At 67.5% G+C, this 15,084-nt stretch carries 13 protein-coding genes; 5 read left to right on the top strand and 8 right to left on the bottom strand.

From position 1 onward, the window contains the following. The first annotated feature begins 7 nt into the window (after nt 1-7). Nucleotides 8-637: a Maf family protein gene (locus tag ACZ50N_RS07055; protein ID WP_464474996.1), complete on the top strand. Its 630-nt coding sequence runs from the start codon at nt 8-10 to the stop codon at nt 635-637. Here ACZ50N_RS07055 and ACZ50N_RS07050 read toward each other — a convergent pair. Continuing rightward, the gene (locus ACZ50N_RS07050; protein ID WP_464474995.1) at nt 634-963 is read right to left on the bottom strand and encodes a hypothetical protein; all 330 of its coding nucleotides are present in this window, start codon (nt 961-963) and stop codon (nt 634-636) included. The genes ACZ50N_RS07055 and ACZ50N_RS07050 overlap by 4 nt on opposite strands. A gap of 322 nt (nt 964-1,285) precedes the next feature. On the opposite strand from ACZ50N_RS07050, the gene ACZ50N_RS07045 reads away from it, so the two are divergent. Further along, on the top strand, nt 1,286-2,488 hold the full coding sequence (locus ACZ50N_RS07045; RefSeq protein ID WP_464474994.1) for an acyltransferase family protein: 1,203 nt from the start codon (nt 1,286-1,288) through the stop codon (nt 2,486-2,488). On the opposite strand, the gene ACZ50N_RS07040 is transcribed toward ACZ50N_RS07045, so the two are convergent. The 3 genes from ACZ50N_RS07040 to ACZ50N_RS07030 are packed head-to-tail and all read right to left on the bottom strand — an operon-like array spanning nt 2,485 to nt 5,643. Next, nucleotides 2,485-3,591: a glycosyltransferase family 4 protein gene (locus ACZ50N_RS07040; protein ID WP_464474993.1), complete on the bottom strand. Its 1,107-nt coding sequence runs from the start codon at nt 3,589-3,591 to the stop codon at nt 2,485-2,487. The genes ACZ50N_RS07045 and ACZ50N_RS07040 overlap by 4 nt on opposite strands. Next, nucleotides 3,588-4,541 carry an NAD-dependent epimerase/dehydratase family protein gene (locus ACZ50N_RS07035; protein WP_133413450.1) on the bottom strand — a complete coding sequence of 318 codons (954 nt, stop codon included), beginning with the start codon at nt 4,539-4,541 and terminating at the stop codon, nt 3,588-3,590. Before ACZ50N_RS07035 ends, ACZ50N_RS07040 begins: the two co-directional genes overlap by 4 nt. Then, a complete protein-coding gene (locus ACZ50N_RS07030; protein WP_464474992.1) occupies nt 4,501-5,643 on the bottom strand; it encodes a glycosyltransferase family 4 protein in 1,143 nt (380 codons plus the stop codon). The genes ACZ50N_RS07035 and ACZ50N_RS07030 overlap by 41 nt, the downstream gene beginning before the upstream one ends. Nucleotides 5,644-5,811: 168 nt before the next feature. Between ACZ50N_RS07030 and ACZ50N_RS07025 the strand changes: the two genes are divergently transcribed. Both ACZ50N_RS07025 and ACZ50N_RS07020 read left to right on the top strand, forming a co-directional pair. Further along, the gene (locus ACZ50N_RS07025; protein ID WP_464474991.1) at nt 5,812-6,699 is read left to right on the top strand and encodes a glycosyltransferase family 2 protein; all 888 of its coding nucleotides are present in this window, start codon (nt 5,812-5,814) and stop codon (nt 6,697-6,699) included. Between the two features lie 25 nt (nt 6,700-6,724). Further along, on the top strand, nt 6,725-7,723 hold the full coding sequence (locus ACZ50N_RS07020) for a cellulase family glycosylhydrolase (RefSeq protein ID WP_464474990.1): 999 nt from the start codon (nt 6,725-6,727) through the stop codon (nt 7,721-7,723). Here the strand turns inward: ACZ50N_RS07020 and ACZ50N_RS07015 are convergent. Genes ACZ50N_RS07015 through ACZ50N_RS07000 form a run of 4 tightly spaced genes read right to left on the bottom strand, consistent with a single transcriptional unit; the run spans nt 7,720 to nt 12,725 of the window. Further along, nucleotides 7,720-9,234 (bottom strand): flippase, encoded by a 1,515-nt coding sequence (locus ACZ50N_RS07015; RefSeq protein ID WP_073682734.1) that lies wholly within the window; start codon nt 9,232-9,234, stop codon nt 7,720-7,722. The genes ACZ50N_RS07020 and ACZ50N_RS07015 overlap by 4 nt on opposite strands. Further along, nucleotides 9,234-10,136 (bottom strand): glycosyltransferase family 2 protein, encoded by a 903-nt coding sequence (locus ACZ50N_RS07010; protein WP_464474989.1) that lies wholly within the window; start codon nt 10,134-10,136, stop codon nt 9,234-9,236. Before ACZ50N_RS07010 ends, ACZ50N_RS07015 begins: the two co-directional genes overlap by 1 nt. Next, on the bottom strand, nt 10,133-11,407 hold the full coding sequence (locus ACZ50N_RS07005; RefSeq protein WP_464474988.1) for an O-antigen ligase family protein: 1,275 nt from the start codon (nt 11,405-11,407) through the stop codon (nt 10,133-10,135). Before ACZ50N_RS07005 ends, ACZ50N_RS07010 begins: the two co-directional genes overlap by 4 nt. A 13-nt stretch (nt 11,408-11,420) precedes the next feature. Then, nucleotides 11,421-12,725, bottom strand: coding sequence for a tyrosine-protein kinase domain-containing protein (locus ACZ50N_RS07000; protein ID WP_464474987.1), 1,305 nt, complete (start codon nt 12,723-12,725; stop codon nt 11,421-11,423). A 473-nt stretch (nt 12,726-13,198) separates the two neighbouring features. Here ACZ50N_RS07000 and ACZ50N_RS06995 point away from each other — a divergent pair, with 473 nt between their 5' ends. Continuing rightward, the gene (locus ACZ50N_RS06995; RefSeq protein WP_464474986.1) at nt 13,199-15,046 is read left to right on the top strand and encodes a hypothetical protein; all 1,848 of its coding nucleotides are present in this window, start codon (nt 13,199-13,201) and stop codon (nt 15,044-15,046) included. Nucleotides 15,047-15,084 lie beyond the last annotated feature (38 nt).

The following is a 15,084-nucleotide window of genomic DNA, read 5'->3' as shown; positions in this document are numbered from 1 at the left end:
CGAGATAGTGACGCACCTGGTCCTCGGTTCCGCTTCCAGCGGTCGGCTAGGCGTCCTACGCCAGGCCGGGATTGAACCGCTCGTTGTCGTCTCCGACGTCGACGAGGACGCACTCATCGAGTCGCTTGATCCCGAGACACCGCCCGAAGCGGTGGTACTGAAACTGGCAAATGCCAAGGCGCTCAGTGTGGCCGCAAAGCTGCCAGCGGACGTCGCGGCTGATTGCGTTGTCGTCGGATGCGATTCGATGCTTTACCTGGACGGATCGCTACGCGGAAAGCCTGGCTCCGCCGAGGCGGCGCGTGACCAGTGGTCAGATATGTCCGGCGCTATCGGGCACCTCTTGACTGGGCACACACTGCTTCGCCTCACTGAGGGCGTCATCACCCACACCCAGGGCGAAACCGGCAGCACAACAGTGCATTTCGGGAGACCGTCGAGGGATGAACTCTCCGCTTACCTCGAGACGGGCGAGCCCATCCACGTTGCGGGAGCTTTCACGCTCGACGGATATGGCGGATTCTTCGTAGATCGGATCGAGGGCGACCCGTCGAATGTCATCGGCATCAGCTTGCCACTGATCCGACGGATGATCGCGACGACAGGGGTATCACTCGTCGATCTGTGGGCGAACTAGCACTTTTCGTTGAGGCGCCGCAGCGAGAAGATCACTCGCTTGGTCTTCTGCGAAATGTTCTTACCCGCGCTCGGAGACGTCGCGCACACGGCCCAGTTCGAGTAGTTATACACAACTTGATTGACGCTGCGAGGGACGAACTGGAGGTTGAGTTCGGCGCCACCCGCAGCAGCGTTTACATCGTTGATAGCAGTCTGCAGGATCTCGCCCCTCGTAGTGGGCATGACCCACTGGTCCTCAGCCGCTGCCGCGGGACCCGCGAGCCCCGTCATCGCAACAACCACAGCAGCCGTCGTCGCTCCCGCCGCAATGATGCTATTGCGCATCGTCCACCCCTTTGGTCTCGTCGAAGCCACTAGGACATTAGCCCATCGAGCGCCGCGACGGTGGGCATCGCCTGTGTCACGGGCGTTTTCATAGGCCAACGCTGCTCGAACACTTTGCGGCCGACTCGCAAACAACTAACGTGACGCAGGTCACTTTTGCTTGCTCTATGCACTAGGTGTGAAGATCAGCGATCATTAGCCTCGACCGTCAAAAGTGCGCCGGGGGGCAATCATGGTTACTGCGCTGGACCGTTACCGAGAATCGTCACTGCGTCGGCGTCGCCGTGCAGAACGAGCAAACTATCGTCTTGACGTTCAGGGTTTGCGAGCACTCGCAATCATCGCGGTGTTCGCACGCCATCTCGTCGACTCGCCCCGCGGCGGCACCGTCGGCATCGACGTCTTCTTCGTCGTCTCGGGCTTCTTCGTCACCGACCTACTGCTGCGCACAACCGAGCCCACCGGCTCGGTGCCTCTGGGCCGCTTCTGGCTCGACCGGGCTCGCCGCATCCTGCCCGCCGCGATCGTGGTCGTGCTCGCCACCTTCATCGCGGCGAGCATGCTGCTCCCCGACACCATTCACCAGACCGGCGTCGACGCCCTCTTCTCCCTCGCCTTCCTCGCCAATTGGCACTTCGCTTCTCAGGGCGCCGACGCATCCGCGGCCGTAGACGCCGCCTCGCCGCTTCTGCACTACTGGGGGCTCGCCATCGAGGAGCAGTTCTACCTCGTCTGGCCGCTGCTCATCCTCACGATCACTGCCGTCGTCGCGCGCCGCGCCTGGAGTCGCGAAGGCTGGCTCGGCACCATCGCCGCCGCCACCGGCCTCGTCACTGCCGCATCCCTCGCGTGGGCCACGTACGAGACGGCCGCAGCACCACACTGGGCGTTCTTCAACACCTTCGCCCGCGTCTGGGAACTCGGCGCCGGCGCCCTGCTCGCCACCGCCGTTGGCACGCTCGCCCTGATCCCGATGTGGGTGAAGCCGATCCTCTCGTGGCTCGGCGTGGCGCTGATCGTCGCCGGCATGGTCGTCATCGATCCCGAAGCCGGCGGCTTTCCCGTGCCGTGGGTGCTGCTCCCCGTCGCCGGTACCGTCCTCGTGATCGCCGCCGGCGTCGGCACCGAGCCACTGTTCCAGCCGCTGCTGCGCAACCGCGTCGCCACCTACCTCGGCGACCTCTCCTACGCGCTGTACCTCGTGCACTGGCCCGTCATCGTTCTGCTCGCGACCGCGATGCACACCGACGTCTACTACTACGTGGCCGTGTTGGCGCTGTCGTTCGGGCTCGCGATCGCACTGCATCACTTCGTTGAAGAACCGCTACGCCAGTTCAGCTGGGACGCCGTGCGCCAGGCCCGACAGGACATGAAGCACGGGCTCTTCCACGTCGAGCGTGCCACCAAGGTGGCCGGCGTCGCCGCGCTCGTCCTGATCACGCTGGCCGTGATCGCCTTCGCCGCGCGTCCTGACCGCTTCGAACCGGCGCAGCACGCGCTGCCGTGCTGCGGCCACGTCGGCTAAGCCAGCGCGTCCGCCACCGCCTCCGCGGCCGGTTTCAGCGACAGACCCTTCTGCCGCGCCGTCACGTGCGCCCAGCCCCGCTCGGCCAACCGAGTTCGAGCCTGACTGTCACCGCACAGCGTGCGCAGCAGCTCGGCGAGCCCGGACCGATCCAACGGATTGAAATACTCCGCACCATCGCCACACGTCTCCCGCAGGGCGGGGATATCGGCGGCGATCACCGCCGTGTGCGACGCCATCGCCTCGATCGGCGGCAATCCGGCGCCCTCGTGCAGTGAGGGCATCACCAGCAGGTCCGCACTGGCCACCAGGGCGCGCAGCACGTCGAAGTCCAGCCGGCCCATCACCTCGACCCGATCGCCCAGTGCCGCCGCCAGCGCCGGCACCCGCTCGTCTCCCCCACGCAGCGCCTCACCGCTGCCCGCGATCACCAGCCGGTGCGGGATGTCGCCGGTGACGTCCCCGAACGCCATCAACAGCAGCGGTAAGTTCTTGTGCCACTTGGCGTTCCCCACATAGAGCAGATACGGCTCCGCTACCGGCGAGAGCGCCCGATCGACCGGATCGAACCACTGGTCGTCGACGGGGATCGGCGTCGCCGTCGTGCGTGCCCGCGGCGCGATCGCCGCGAACGTCGCCGACGTCGCCTCCGACGGCGTCAGCACCAGCGTCGCGAACCGGCCGTCCAGCGTGAACATCGCCCGCGCGTATGCGCGCCGTGCCGCACTCTGCCCGCTGATCTCCCGCTCGCGCACGTGCATGGTGTCGTGCACCGTGACGAACAGCCGCATCCCCCGATGCCGCAGCGTCGCGAACGGAAACGGGTAGTGCGGCACCCAGAAGCCGCGCGGCCGCACCTCGTCGAGCGCCCGGCCCCACACCCGCTGCTCCCCCACCGTGTACATCGCGGCCGGCGCCGCCGTGACGATGCGCGCGTGCCACACCTCCGGAACCGCATGATCGTTCACCAAGACCGCCAACGACAGCCCGCGTTCCGCAAACGTCTCCTCCAGGCTCGGCAACAACGTCGCGATGTACGTGCCGATCCCGCTCTGCCGGATGTGCCGTGCGTCGAACAGCAGGTCGACCCGGCGGTCGGTCAAGTCAACCGGCCTTCCAATTCCGGCAGCAGATCAGGATTGGCCCACATCCGCTTCAGCGTCTCGTCGAGCTCCCACTTCGGCGACCAACCGAACAGCTCCTCGATCCGCGAGATGTCGGCACCCAGATACGGCCGGTCCACCGCACGCATCCGGCTCGGATCCTGGCGCACCTCGAAGTCCAAGCCGAGCACCGAGCGCATCCTGTCGACGATGTCGTCCACCGAATACTGCTGTCCGCTACCGAGATTGACGATCTCGACGCCGCCCGGGCCGGGTGTGCTGCCCAGTGCGGCCGCCGCGAAGCCACCCGCAGCGTCCTGGACGTCGATGTAGTCCCGCTTGGGCCAGGTGTTGCCGAGGCTGATCGCCTCCGGATTGTCACGCAACTGCACGACGATCGCGGGCAGCAGGTGCGGATTCGTCTCGCCGGGTCCGATCACGTTGAACAGCCGCACGATCACGCCCGCGATGTCGCGGTTCGCCGCGAACATGTGCACGTAGTCCTCGCCCTGATCCTTGGTGATGCCGTAGATGTCCACCGGCTTCACCACCGACTCGAGTTCCCGATGCGGCGCCTCGTCCGGCTCGTACACCGCGCCGCTGCTGGCGAACACGAACCGCGTGCCCGGGGCGAGCGCCGAGAGCACGTTCACCATGCCGGTCACATTGGTCGCGACCGCGTTGGCCGGATCCGCGTCGCACTCCGGGATGTAGTGGATGGCCGCCAGATGCACGACGACCTCGGGGGCGAAGCGCTCGACGACGGCGGTGACCGCGGCCGCGTCGCGGATGTCGACCCGCTCGAACGCGAAACCGTCGGGCTCGCCGGAGAGCCAGTCCGGCGTGCCGTACCGCAGCAGGTCGGCGACGAGCACCTCGTTGCCGTCCTTGAGCGTCTGTACCAGCTCCTTACCGACGAAACCGGCGCCGCCGGTGACCATGATGCGCATGCCAATTACCCCCGAGTTGTGTCTGCTGAGCGTGCTTTTCGAGCTTTTCCGCGATGTGCGTCCAGTCCAGATCCACCGCGCCGGCGCGACCGGCCTGCGCGTAGCCCTCCCAGCCGGCCTGCGCGTCGAGCAACGCGTCGGCGAACGCGACGGGCGTCTGGCCGCACACGATTCCCGCGCCGTACTGCTTGACGACGTCCTTGCCGCCGTTCTCCGTGAAGTCTGCCGTGACCACGGGCAGGCCGCTGGCCATGGCCTCGGCGATCACCCGGGGGAAGCCTTCGCGCTTGCTCGGCATGCCCAGCACCGACGACGTCGCGAGCAAGTCCAGCTTGCGCGCCTCGTCGACCGACCCCAGCACCTGCACCCGATCGGCCACGGGACTCTGTCTGACGGTTGCCTTCACATCGTCCAGCGACGGACCCGCCCCGGCGATCACGAGGTCGCCGACGAAGCCGCGCTCAGCCGCCAGTCCGAAAGCATCGATGAGCAGCGGCAGATTCTTGTGCGGAGCAAGCCGGCCGACATACAGCACGCCCGAGCGTTCGGCACCCGCAGCCGCGCGGTACCGGGAGGCCTCGATGCCGCTGGGCAGCACCCCACACTCCCGCCCGGACTGCTCGGTGATAGCGGCCGCGACGGCCTCGCCGACCGCGAAGTTCGAGCCGACCAGCTTCGGGAACTGCGCCTGCAATGTGCGCAGCAGTAGATCTTCGCGAATCTCGCACCAATGCAACGCGCTTCGCGGACGCGCCGAGGCCGGCAGCGCCAGCACGTGCATCAACGGCCACTCGTTGAGCAGATAGAAGTCGTGCTCGCCGCGCGCCGCGACGCGCCGGATACCTGCGCTGTACTTCGCGATGTCGGACCAGTTGCGGCGCAGCGCCTTGATCTTCGGCGTCTTGTAGCGGCCCGAGTTCGCTTCCCGGTGCACGGTGACACCGTTGATCACCTCGACGTCGGGGAGGTCGGGCACATGGCCGATGCAGTACACGTCGACGGTGTGGCCCCGGCGCACCAGCGCCTCGCCGAGCTCTTGGAAGAACACCTCCTGGCCACCGACGCTCGGAAAATAGAGCTCGGTCAGGAATGCAAACCGCATCTCCAGCGCCCCCCATGCTCGATCCGTGGCTGGGCAATCTGGGATGCCATGGCCAAATGACGCCTCAACTCCGATGACGTGCGACGAAGGCCATCGTATCGGCTCCCGCCAGTTCACGATGTTCGTTTGCCTGCCGAATACCGGCGTCGCTCCACTACGCTCACGGCCATGGGAGGGGAGCCACCGCGGATCGGCGTCGCGGTCACCACGGTGGGACGCTGGGATGCGCTGCGCGAACTGCTGGCCGACCTGGCCGGCCAGACCCGGCCCGTCGCCGCGGTGGCGATCGCCCATCACGACCCGGCCGGCGCAGCGGCACTCGACGCCGTCGTCGCCGACTTCACCGACACCCTGACCATCCGGACCACCCTCAGCACCCGCGGAATCTCCAACGGCCGCAACGCCGCCGCGGCGCTACTGCCCGACGATGTCGAGTGGCTCTGGTTTCCCAACGACACCAGCCGCGTCGCATCCGATTTCATCGAGCACGTCAGCCGGCACTGCACACCGTCGGCAACCGTGTGCGCGGGCCGACTGCTCGACACCGAGGGCCCGCGCAATCCCCTGCCCGCGCCCGGAACGCCACTGACGAAGCGCAGCGCATGGTTCGCCATCGAACCGGCCACCGTCTTCCGCCGGGATGCCTTCGTCGCCGCCGGCGAATTCGATCCGGGCCGCGGCTCGGGCGCCGAGACGCCGTGGCAGTCAGCCGAGGGACCCGACCTGCTGCTGCGCATGGCCGAACTCGACGGATTCGGCATCGTCTGGGCAGACGACGTCATCGTGCAGGCACAGACGGAGTTCGCCCATCTACCGCCGCAGGAACGTCGCCGCAAACTGCGCAACTACGGTCGTGGTGCCGGAAACCTGTTGCGCACCTGGCACTATCCGCTGTGGTACAAGGCGGCACACCTCGTCGCCGCAGCGCTGATGCCCGTCCGCAACCCGGCGAAGTTCACCCCGCGCGACGGGGTGGCGCTGCTGGTCGGGCGGGCCGAGGGCCTCGCCGGTCGGCCGTTCACCCGCGAGACCGACACCCGTGCCGTCCTGCGCTAGCCGGCTGCTGCTGAGCCTCCTTCTGATGGCCGGACTGGTCACGTCGTGCCAATCGCAGGCCACGCACGTTCCGATCGGGATGACCGTGCACTACCGCGGCGCCGACGCGCAGTCACTGCAGACGCAGTTCGACGCGATGGCCGCCATGAACGTCCGGTGGGTCCGCGTCGACGTCGACTGGTCGGTCATCGAACCCGTTCAGAGTCAACTGGATTGGACATCGGCCGACACCATCGTCGACCGTGCGCTCCAGCGCGGGATGCAGGTGCTGCTCGTACTCGCCTTCGCCCCGCCGTGGACCAAGGGCGAGGCGACCTCCAATCGTGATCGCCCCGCCGATCCGGCGGCCTTCGCCAACTTCGCCCGCGTCGCGGCACAGCGCTACGCCGCCCGCGGCGTGCACAACTGGGAGGTCTGGAACGAACCCAACACCGGGAAGTTCTGGCCGCCCGACCCTGACCCCGCCGAATACGGGCGGGTGTTCCGCGCGGCTGCGGCGGCGGTGCGCCAGGTGGACCCGCGCGCCACCCTGCTGATCGGTGGACTGTCCCCCACCTACGGCAGCCCGGGACCCGATGTCGATCCGACCACCTACCTCGCTCATCTGTACGACGACGGCGCGGCACAACTGGCGGACGGTATCGCCGTGCACCCCTACACGTTTCCGTCACAGCCGATGGACCGCACCCAACGCACGACGGGCGGTTTCCGCGATCTCCCCGCACTGCACGCGCTGATGACCCAGCGCGGTGACGACGCCAAGAAGGTGTGGATCACCGAGTACGGCGCCCCCACCGGAACCGGCCCCAGCGCAGTATCGGAGCAGGATCAGGCCGCGACGCTGCTGCTGGCCCGGCAACAGGTCGCCGCCTGGGACTGGGTGGGCCCGCTCATCTACTACGAACTGGTCGACGGCGGAACCGACGCGAACGAGATCGAAGACAACTTCGGGGTGCTCCGCGCCGACAACAGCCGCAAGCTCGCCGCCATCGCGTTGACCGACACCGCCGACGGATCCGCTTAAGACGGCGTGTTCGAGGTCGGCAGCTTCAACAGCTTGCGCACCATCGGCCGCCGATGTTCGGGCATGCGCTCGACGAGGCGGTTGACCAGTCCCTGATCGATCATCGAGGCCACCGACAGCGTCCGCAGCACCGCGACGTAGACGATGATCGCGGCGGGGATGGAGACGACGAGCGACAGGGCCGCGCCCCACTGTGCGCTGATCACATCGGCGACCGCGGCCGCCGCCACCGCGGCGGCCATGATGGCGCCGAGCACCCGGTACGGCGGCCGGAAGCTCAACTTGACTGTCACGTACCAGGTTTCGAGCAGAACGACGAGCACCTGAGCTATCGCGCGTGACCACGCCGCGCCCATCAGCCCGTACCGCGGAATCAGCACGAAGCCGAGCGCAATGGTGACCACCAGGCCCAGGCCGTTGGAGATCACGAGAAACGCTGTCTTGCCGGTGCTGTACAGCAGATAGAGCGTAGTGACGCCCAGGGCGGAAATGGCGGCAGCGATCAGCAGCACCACCGCCGCGGGTACCGCGCCCCCGTACTCGGCGCCGAAGAGAGCCGGAACCAACACCGGCGCCACCGCGGCAAGACCGAGGCACAGCGGCACGATCACCATCGCGATCAACGCGGTGGTGGTGCGATACAACCGCACCATGTGATCGTGGGCACCCATGCCGTGCTGCTCACTGAACCGCGGCAGCAGCGCAGAGAGCAGCATCGGCGGCAGCTGTACCGCCATCTCGGCGATAGTGACTGCAGCAGCGAACAATCCGACAGCAGTCAACCCGCTGTAGTGCTCGAGGAACACCACCTGCGTGCGGCCGAACACCAGCGTGCCGATGACACCGACCGCCCAACTGCCCAGCGCGAACTTCACGACCTCGCGACGCAGGGTCGGCTCCACTCTGGGCTTCTTGCGCAGCAACCGGTACACCCTGCCGGCCGGCATCAGGCTGCCGGCGATGTAACCCGCCAGCGCACCGGGTATTCCGAACAGCCACGCACCCACGGCGAACGTCGACACCTTGAGCAGCGCCGACACCGCCGACAACTTCGCGACCTCGCCGAACCTCTGCTCACCACGCAGATAGAACAGGTAGAGATCGCCCAGTTTCCAGGTCACGAACCACACGGCCGCGACCCCGATCACCAGACCGGTCGACGTGCCTTCGAGCGCGCCCCTGCCCGGCAGGAGCAGGTAGCCGACGAGCACGATCCCGACCACCGTCATCGCCGAGATCGACACGCGCGTGGTCGCCCCGATCAGGCCCTCGGCCTCCTCCCCACGACCCTCAGCGCGCAGATTCGGGATGAAACGTTGCTGCACGACGTCGATCCCGAGCGAGGCGATCGTCGCCGCGACCGTCACACACCACACGACGTAGGCGAAGACACCGAGCCGCTCCGGACCCAGCAGCCGCGCCACGACCGCATTGCCGACGAAACCCGCCAACGCCACCGCCGCGCCGGATGCGAAGCCCAGCAGCGTGTTCTTGGCGAAGCTCGGCGACATCAGCGCTGCCCGCGGGTCAGACGCTGCGTGCCCAGCCTCACCAGAGATTTCGCCGCGCTGGCCCACGCCAGCGAACCGGGACGGCCGTACCGGACCCCCGCCGCGATCGACCTCGTCACCCCGCGCACCGAACCTGCGCCCAGCGCCGATCCCACCGCCGAGGTCAGCATGTAGTCCCCCCGCACGCGCGGCGACTCACCGCCCAGTTCTCGCACGCCCCAGTCGATGTACTCCGCGCTGCGATCGATTCCCGCCCGCGACACCGAGACCGCCGTCCACACGATGTCGACCAACGGGTCGGGCAACTGGATGACCGGCAGGCGTGGGTACGCGCGCCGCACCTCCATCAGCCACTTGGGGTCGTCGTGAATAGATCCTGCCGCCACCGACAGCGGGACCTTCTGCGTCAACGCCCGCGGGAACACCAGGGTGGAGGTCTGCACCATGTTGAACGCCTGCCGCTCCCGCATCTCGAACAGGTACGGCGCGATCGGTTCGAACGGATCGAGAAGGGTGCGCGGGCCGATGACCGGTTCACCGCCGTCGAGCAGACGCCGGAAACGACACGACAGGACCCACTCGGCATCGGCCGGTGCGGCCGCCAATTGCCGCTCGAGCTTCTCCGGCCGCCACACATCGTCGTCGTCGAGCAGCGCGATGACATCGCCACGTGCCGCCTCGACGCCCAGATGTTTGGCCCGGCTCGGACCCTGTGCGCCCGAAGGCTTGATCACCCGCACCGCGTCCGTGTCCGGCACGTCGGGCACACAGTCGCGGTCCAGCACGACCACGACCTCGGCCGGCGGAACCGTCTGCCGCAGCGCCGATTCCACCGCCTGCCGAAGGCTCGACCGCCCGATCGTCGGAATCACGACACTGACCGCGTCGCCTCGGCGGGTCATGCCGGCTTCCCGAACCGGTTCAGCACCAACACCGCGAAGATCATCCCGCTGATCGGGAACAGCTGCAGATTCGGTAGCAGTGCCCACACCGCCTCGGTCGAGGCGGCCACGAAAAAGGCACCGAGATAACCGAACAACGCGATCTGCCGACTCAGCTGCAGCGTCCGCGCGCCCAGGATCGCGACCACCAGCACCGGCGCCAGCACCGCCAGGCCGATCACCCCCGACTTGACCAGGGTGTCGACCACGAGGTTGTGCCCTGTGCCGACATACGCCCACGCGGCCACGTTGGCGTTGTGCTGTGCATCGATGAGGAACCAGTTGACCCCGAGCCCCACCAGCGGGGACTGCTGCCACTGAGCCAGACTGGCCGCCCACACCGCGGCGCGATCGGTGAAGGCATGCGGATCCCACGGTAGGAACGGCAGAATCAGCATTCCCACCGCGGAGCCGCTGACGAACACCGTCCCCGCGAAGCGGACGTTGATCACCGACCGCACGCGGCAGATGCCCCACCACAGCAGCACCATGACCGCTGCGATCACCGCGGTCCGCGACGCCGAGGCCAGGATCGTGGCCAGCAGCACGGCACCGCAGAACAGCTGCCAGCGGCGGCCGGGGACCAGGGGAACCAGTGAAAACGCCACCGCGCAATACATTCCGAGGACGTTGCCGTGACCGAACGGGCCGGCCAGCTCCCAGCCGGCGACGATCGCCTTCACCGAGACGATGTTGTACATCATGTAGGCCGGGGCGAGCAGTCCCCCGATCAACGAGTAGACCCCGATCCCGGTGGCCAGGATCGGCAGCCACTTCAGCGCCTCGATGGACGCACCGGTCTTCCACAGCGCGATCACGAAGAGGTTGGCCAGCAGGATCTTCGGCCAGTCGGCGGTAGGCGGCAACGACGGGCTGATGACGTACGGCACGTTGACCGCCAACAGCAGAACCAGGACACCCCCGACCGTTCGGTCCGGGCGTCCGCGGGTCAGCAGCACCACCGCCGACGTGTACACCAGCAGCACCGCCGAACCACCCAGCCGCGCCAGGTGTGCCAGCGGAACCTCTGCCGTACCGCCGGATTCCTCCAACGGCGGCAGATCAGGTGAGTGCTTGACGAACACGTGGTTGATCGCCTCCGGAACCACGACGAGCGCGATCGCCAGGATGATCAACCCGGCCAGCGCGTGCCGCTCGAACCGCGGGTACCGGACGGCGTCTCCCGCGACGCCCACTCCGGTAGGCGCGGGCACGAACACGGTGGGGCGCATCGACGGTGTCTGCTTACTTCTGGTGCGTCATGACGACAGCGCCCGTCAGCGGTGCACCCGCCCGCGTCAGCGCAGCGACGGTGCCGGCCAACTGCTTACGCGAACTGGAGCCGTACCGCACGACCAGCAGCACGCCCTCCATGTACGCGCCGACCATCGCCGCGTCCTTCACCGTCCCCGGCGGGGAATCCACCACGACGTAGTCGAAGCGCTCCCCCAGCTCGGCGAAAACCGTTCTCGCCCGCTGGGTTCCGAGGATCTGGGTCGGGTTCACCGTGACATCGCCGGCCGGCAGCGCGGTCACTCCGGAATACTGCGTCTCCTGCAGGGCATCCGACAGCTCCGCTGCACCGGTCAGAACCGTGCTCAGCCCCACCGAACCGGTGATGTCCAGGCTCGCCGCCACCGTGGACTGACGCAGGTCGGCGTCGACGACGACCACCGAATGGCCGGCTTCCCCCAGAGCGACGGCGAGATTGACCACCACGGAGGTCCGGCCTTCCCCGGCGACCGAGCTGGCCACCAGCAGCATTCGCGGACCGGGCGCCACCTCCAGTGACTGCAGATTGGTGCGCAGTTCGCGGAACGCGTCGGCCGCGGTCGGATCATCCTGCTCGACTGCAACGACCGATTGCGCGCCCCGGCCGCCCCTGAGGGGGATCTCACCGATCACCCCGACACCGGTGACGTCCTCCACCGATTCCGGCCGCCGGATCGCAGGATCGAGGCGGTCACGGATCAGGGCGGCCAACAGTCCCAGCAGCAGGCCGACGACGACCGCGACGGCAAGGATGCGCGCCTTCTTCGGCGACACGGGGTGCTCCGGCACACCCGCGCGTTGCTGCACGACGACCTGAGCGTTCGGCCGTGCACCGAGATCCGGTGTCTCCAATGCCGCCGCCATCACGACGAACTCGTCGCACAGAGTGTTCGCGATGTCGCGGGCCCGCGTCGGAGATGGGTCCTGCACCGTGACGTCGATCAGCACCGTGTCCGTCGGCGCGACCGCCGTCACCTCCTTCTGCAACTGCTCGGAGGTCATGTCCAGGCCGAGCTTGTCGATGGTGCGCTGAGCGAGCAACCCACCCTGCAGCAGCTGGGTGTAGGACAGCACGCGGCGCTGGGCGAACAACCCTCCATCGTTGGTCTGCGTGTTCGTGCCATCGGATGTCGTCGAGACGAACAACCGCGTGTAGGCGACATACTGCGGGGTCGCGAGCAACAGGTATGCCACGGCGCCGGCAATCGCGACGACCAGAATGCCGCAAATGATTTTCCAGCGGGTCCGCAGAATCCGAGTGAAGTCGTGGACCGTCAATGGTGACCTTTCAACGCAGCGACCTTTCCTGTGTCCCTCGTTTGCGCATCACCTGGCACACCGGTGGGCTCACGCTATCTCAGTTCCGAAGTTGCCGACGGTGTTACGGCCCCTCTTCGACGACGAATTCACGTCACGAAACGGTGACCCGGCAGCGAATCGATAAACCGTCCACCCCGCTGATGCGCCGGTATAGTCCACCACTGCTGCCATTCCGTCTCTCGAACTGCGGGAAAGAAGAAACGCGTGCGACGACGATCGCCTTCCATGGACACCGCACCATTTGTCCTGTGCCGCGGCACAATTGCTCGGACCTGGAATGGTGTCGCCACAGACGGGATTCGGGAATGAGGGGTGCGCCGCTGCGGCGGATTCTCCTGGCGGCTGTCCTGTGTGTGGCACCAGCAACGACGTTTGCCATCGCCGCACCGCATGCGGTCGCTCAACCCAGCAATACCGCAGACCAAGCGTCAGTGACACTGCCCTGGCGCACGCTCGGAGTCAGCGACGGCCTCTACCTCGGTCCCGACAGCCCCACGACCGTCACGGTGCCGGTTCCCCCGGGACTGCAGGCGGTGCGACTGCAGGGCACCATGCAGGCACCGATGAACGTCGACTCGGGCTTCCTCGAGATCAGCGACGCCAATGGCGTGCTCCTGGCCGACATTCCACTGCCGCCTGCAGCCACTGCCCCGCCGCAGACTCCACTCGACATCGACATCGCGGCCGTGCGCGCGCGCTCCTCGTCGATCTCGCTGACCTTCACCCTGCGCGCCACCGACAACCGCGACGGATTCTGCGGCCCGCTGCAGCAGCTCGCCCTCAGCGGCCTCACCACGGTCTTCACCGGCGCCGAAGCCCCCGCCACGACCGTCGCCACCTTCTTCCCGCCGGTTCTGGAGCGGGTGAGCATCTACACCCCGACCGACGCCAACACCGCCGAACAACAGTCGGTGCTCACCATGGTGTCGACGCTGACGCGGCTCTATCACTCCCAACCGCTGGCCGTCGACGTCATCAGCCAGCCCCGCGGCACGCGACCACCACCGGCCGGGCAGTTCGGCCGCACCGTCGTCGTGGAATCCGGCGGCCGCGCCGGCCTGGCCATCGAAGACCCCGGAACCGACACCGCACGGTTGCGGGTGAGCGGCAACGGCGACGAATTGACCACGCAGGTAGGCCTACTCGTCAATCAGCTGCAGTCGCTGGTGCAGACGCCGTCCGCACGCATCGACCAGGCCGGCGCCACCCCCACCCCCACCGCAGGCAGTGACACGCTGACCTTCGAACAGTTGAAGATCACCGGCAAGACTGACGTGCTGCGCACCGGAACCGTCACTGTCGGCGTCGACCGCTCGGCACTCGGCATCGGACGCGTGGACGCGGCAACCGTGCACCTGCTCGCCGACTACACACCGGTACCCACCGATGACGCGGCCAGCATCATCATCCGGTCCAACGACCGGGTGCTGTACAGGGCCGCCCTCAACGACAGTGGCCGCCTGGACGCGACATTCGACATCCAAGGCAAAGCCCTCACCCAGTACCTCGGGCTGGACATGGCGCTCACCTACACCCCGCACCAGACGTGCGGCCCCCTGATCGCGCCCATCACCTTCCAGGTCGACCCGCGTTCGACGCTGACACTGAAGCGCGGAGGCGTTCCGGCCGGCGGATTCACCTCTCTGCCTTCCGAATTCAGCCCGAGCTTCATGGTCGCCATGGACGGCAGCAGCCCCGGACAGCTGGTCTACGCAGCGCGCACCATCAACGCCATCGCGCGCCTGACCAGTCAGCAGCTGACGCCGCAAGTCGTCGACGTCAAGACCGCCGCAGATTCCCGCTCCGGCGCGCTGATCGTCGCGAAGTCGGCGGCCATCGCCGACACGACGCTCGACCCGCCGGTCGGCGGCGACGCCAACACCGTCGACATCGGCCTCCCCACCGAGCTCCGCGCTGACGTCGCCGACGGGCTCGGCTCGATCCAGGTGTTCGCCGACCAGCCGCGCGATCGCACAGTGGTGCTGATCAGCACCACCAACGACTGGCGGTTGGTGGACCCACTGTTCGACTACATCGAGGGCCAGCCGGGCGGCTGGTCGGCACTGTCCGGCGACGTTCTGGCCGCAGGTGCCGCAGGTGTGCCCACCAACGTCACCGTCCGCGCCGTCGGCGACGACGGATCCGCCCAAGCTCCGAGTACCGGCGAGCAGCCGAAGTGGCTGCACCTGGTGGCCATCGCGGGAGGCCTCGTGGTCGTCGCTGCTCTGATCACCGTGCTCGTGGCGCGCCGTCGCCGCGACAAGGGACGCCCGAGCTGATAAGTATCCTCGGGGAGGGCGATGACCGTCGCTACAAC

The organism is Mycolicibacterium obuense, assembly GCF_055397605.1.
This window is presented reverse-complemented; position numbering and strand designations above follow the sequence as displayed.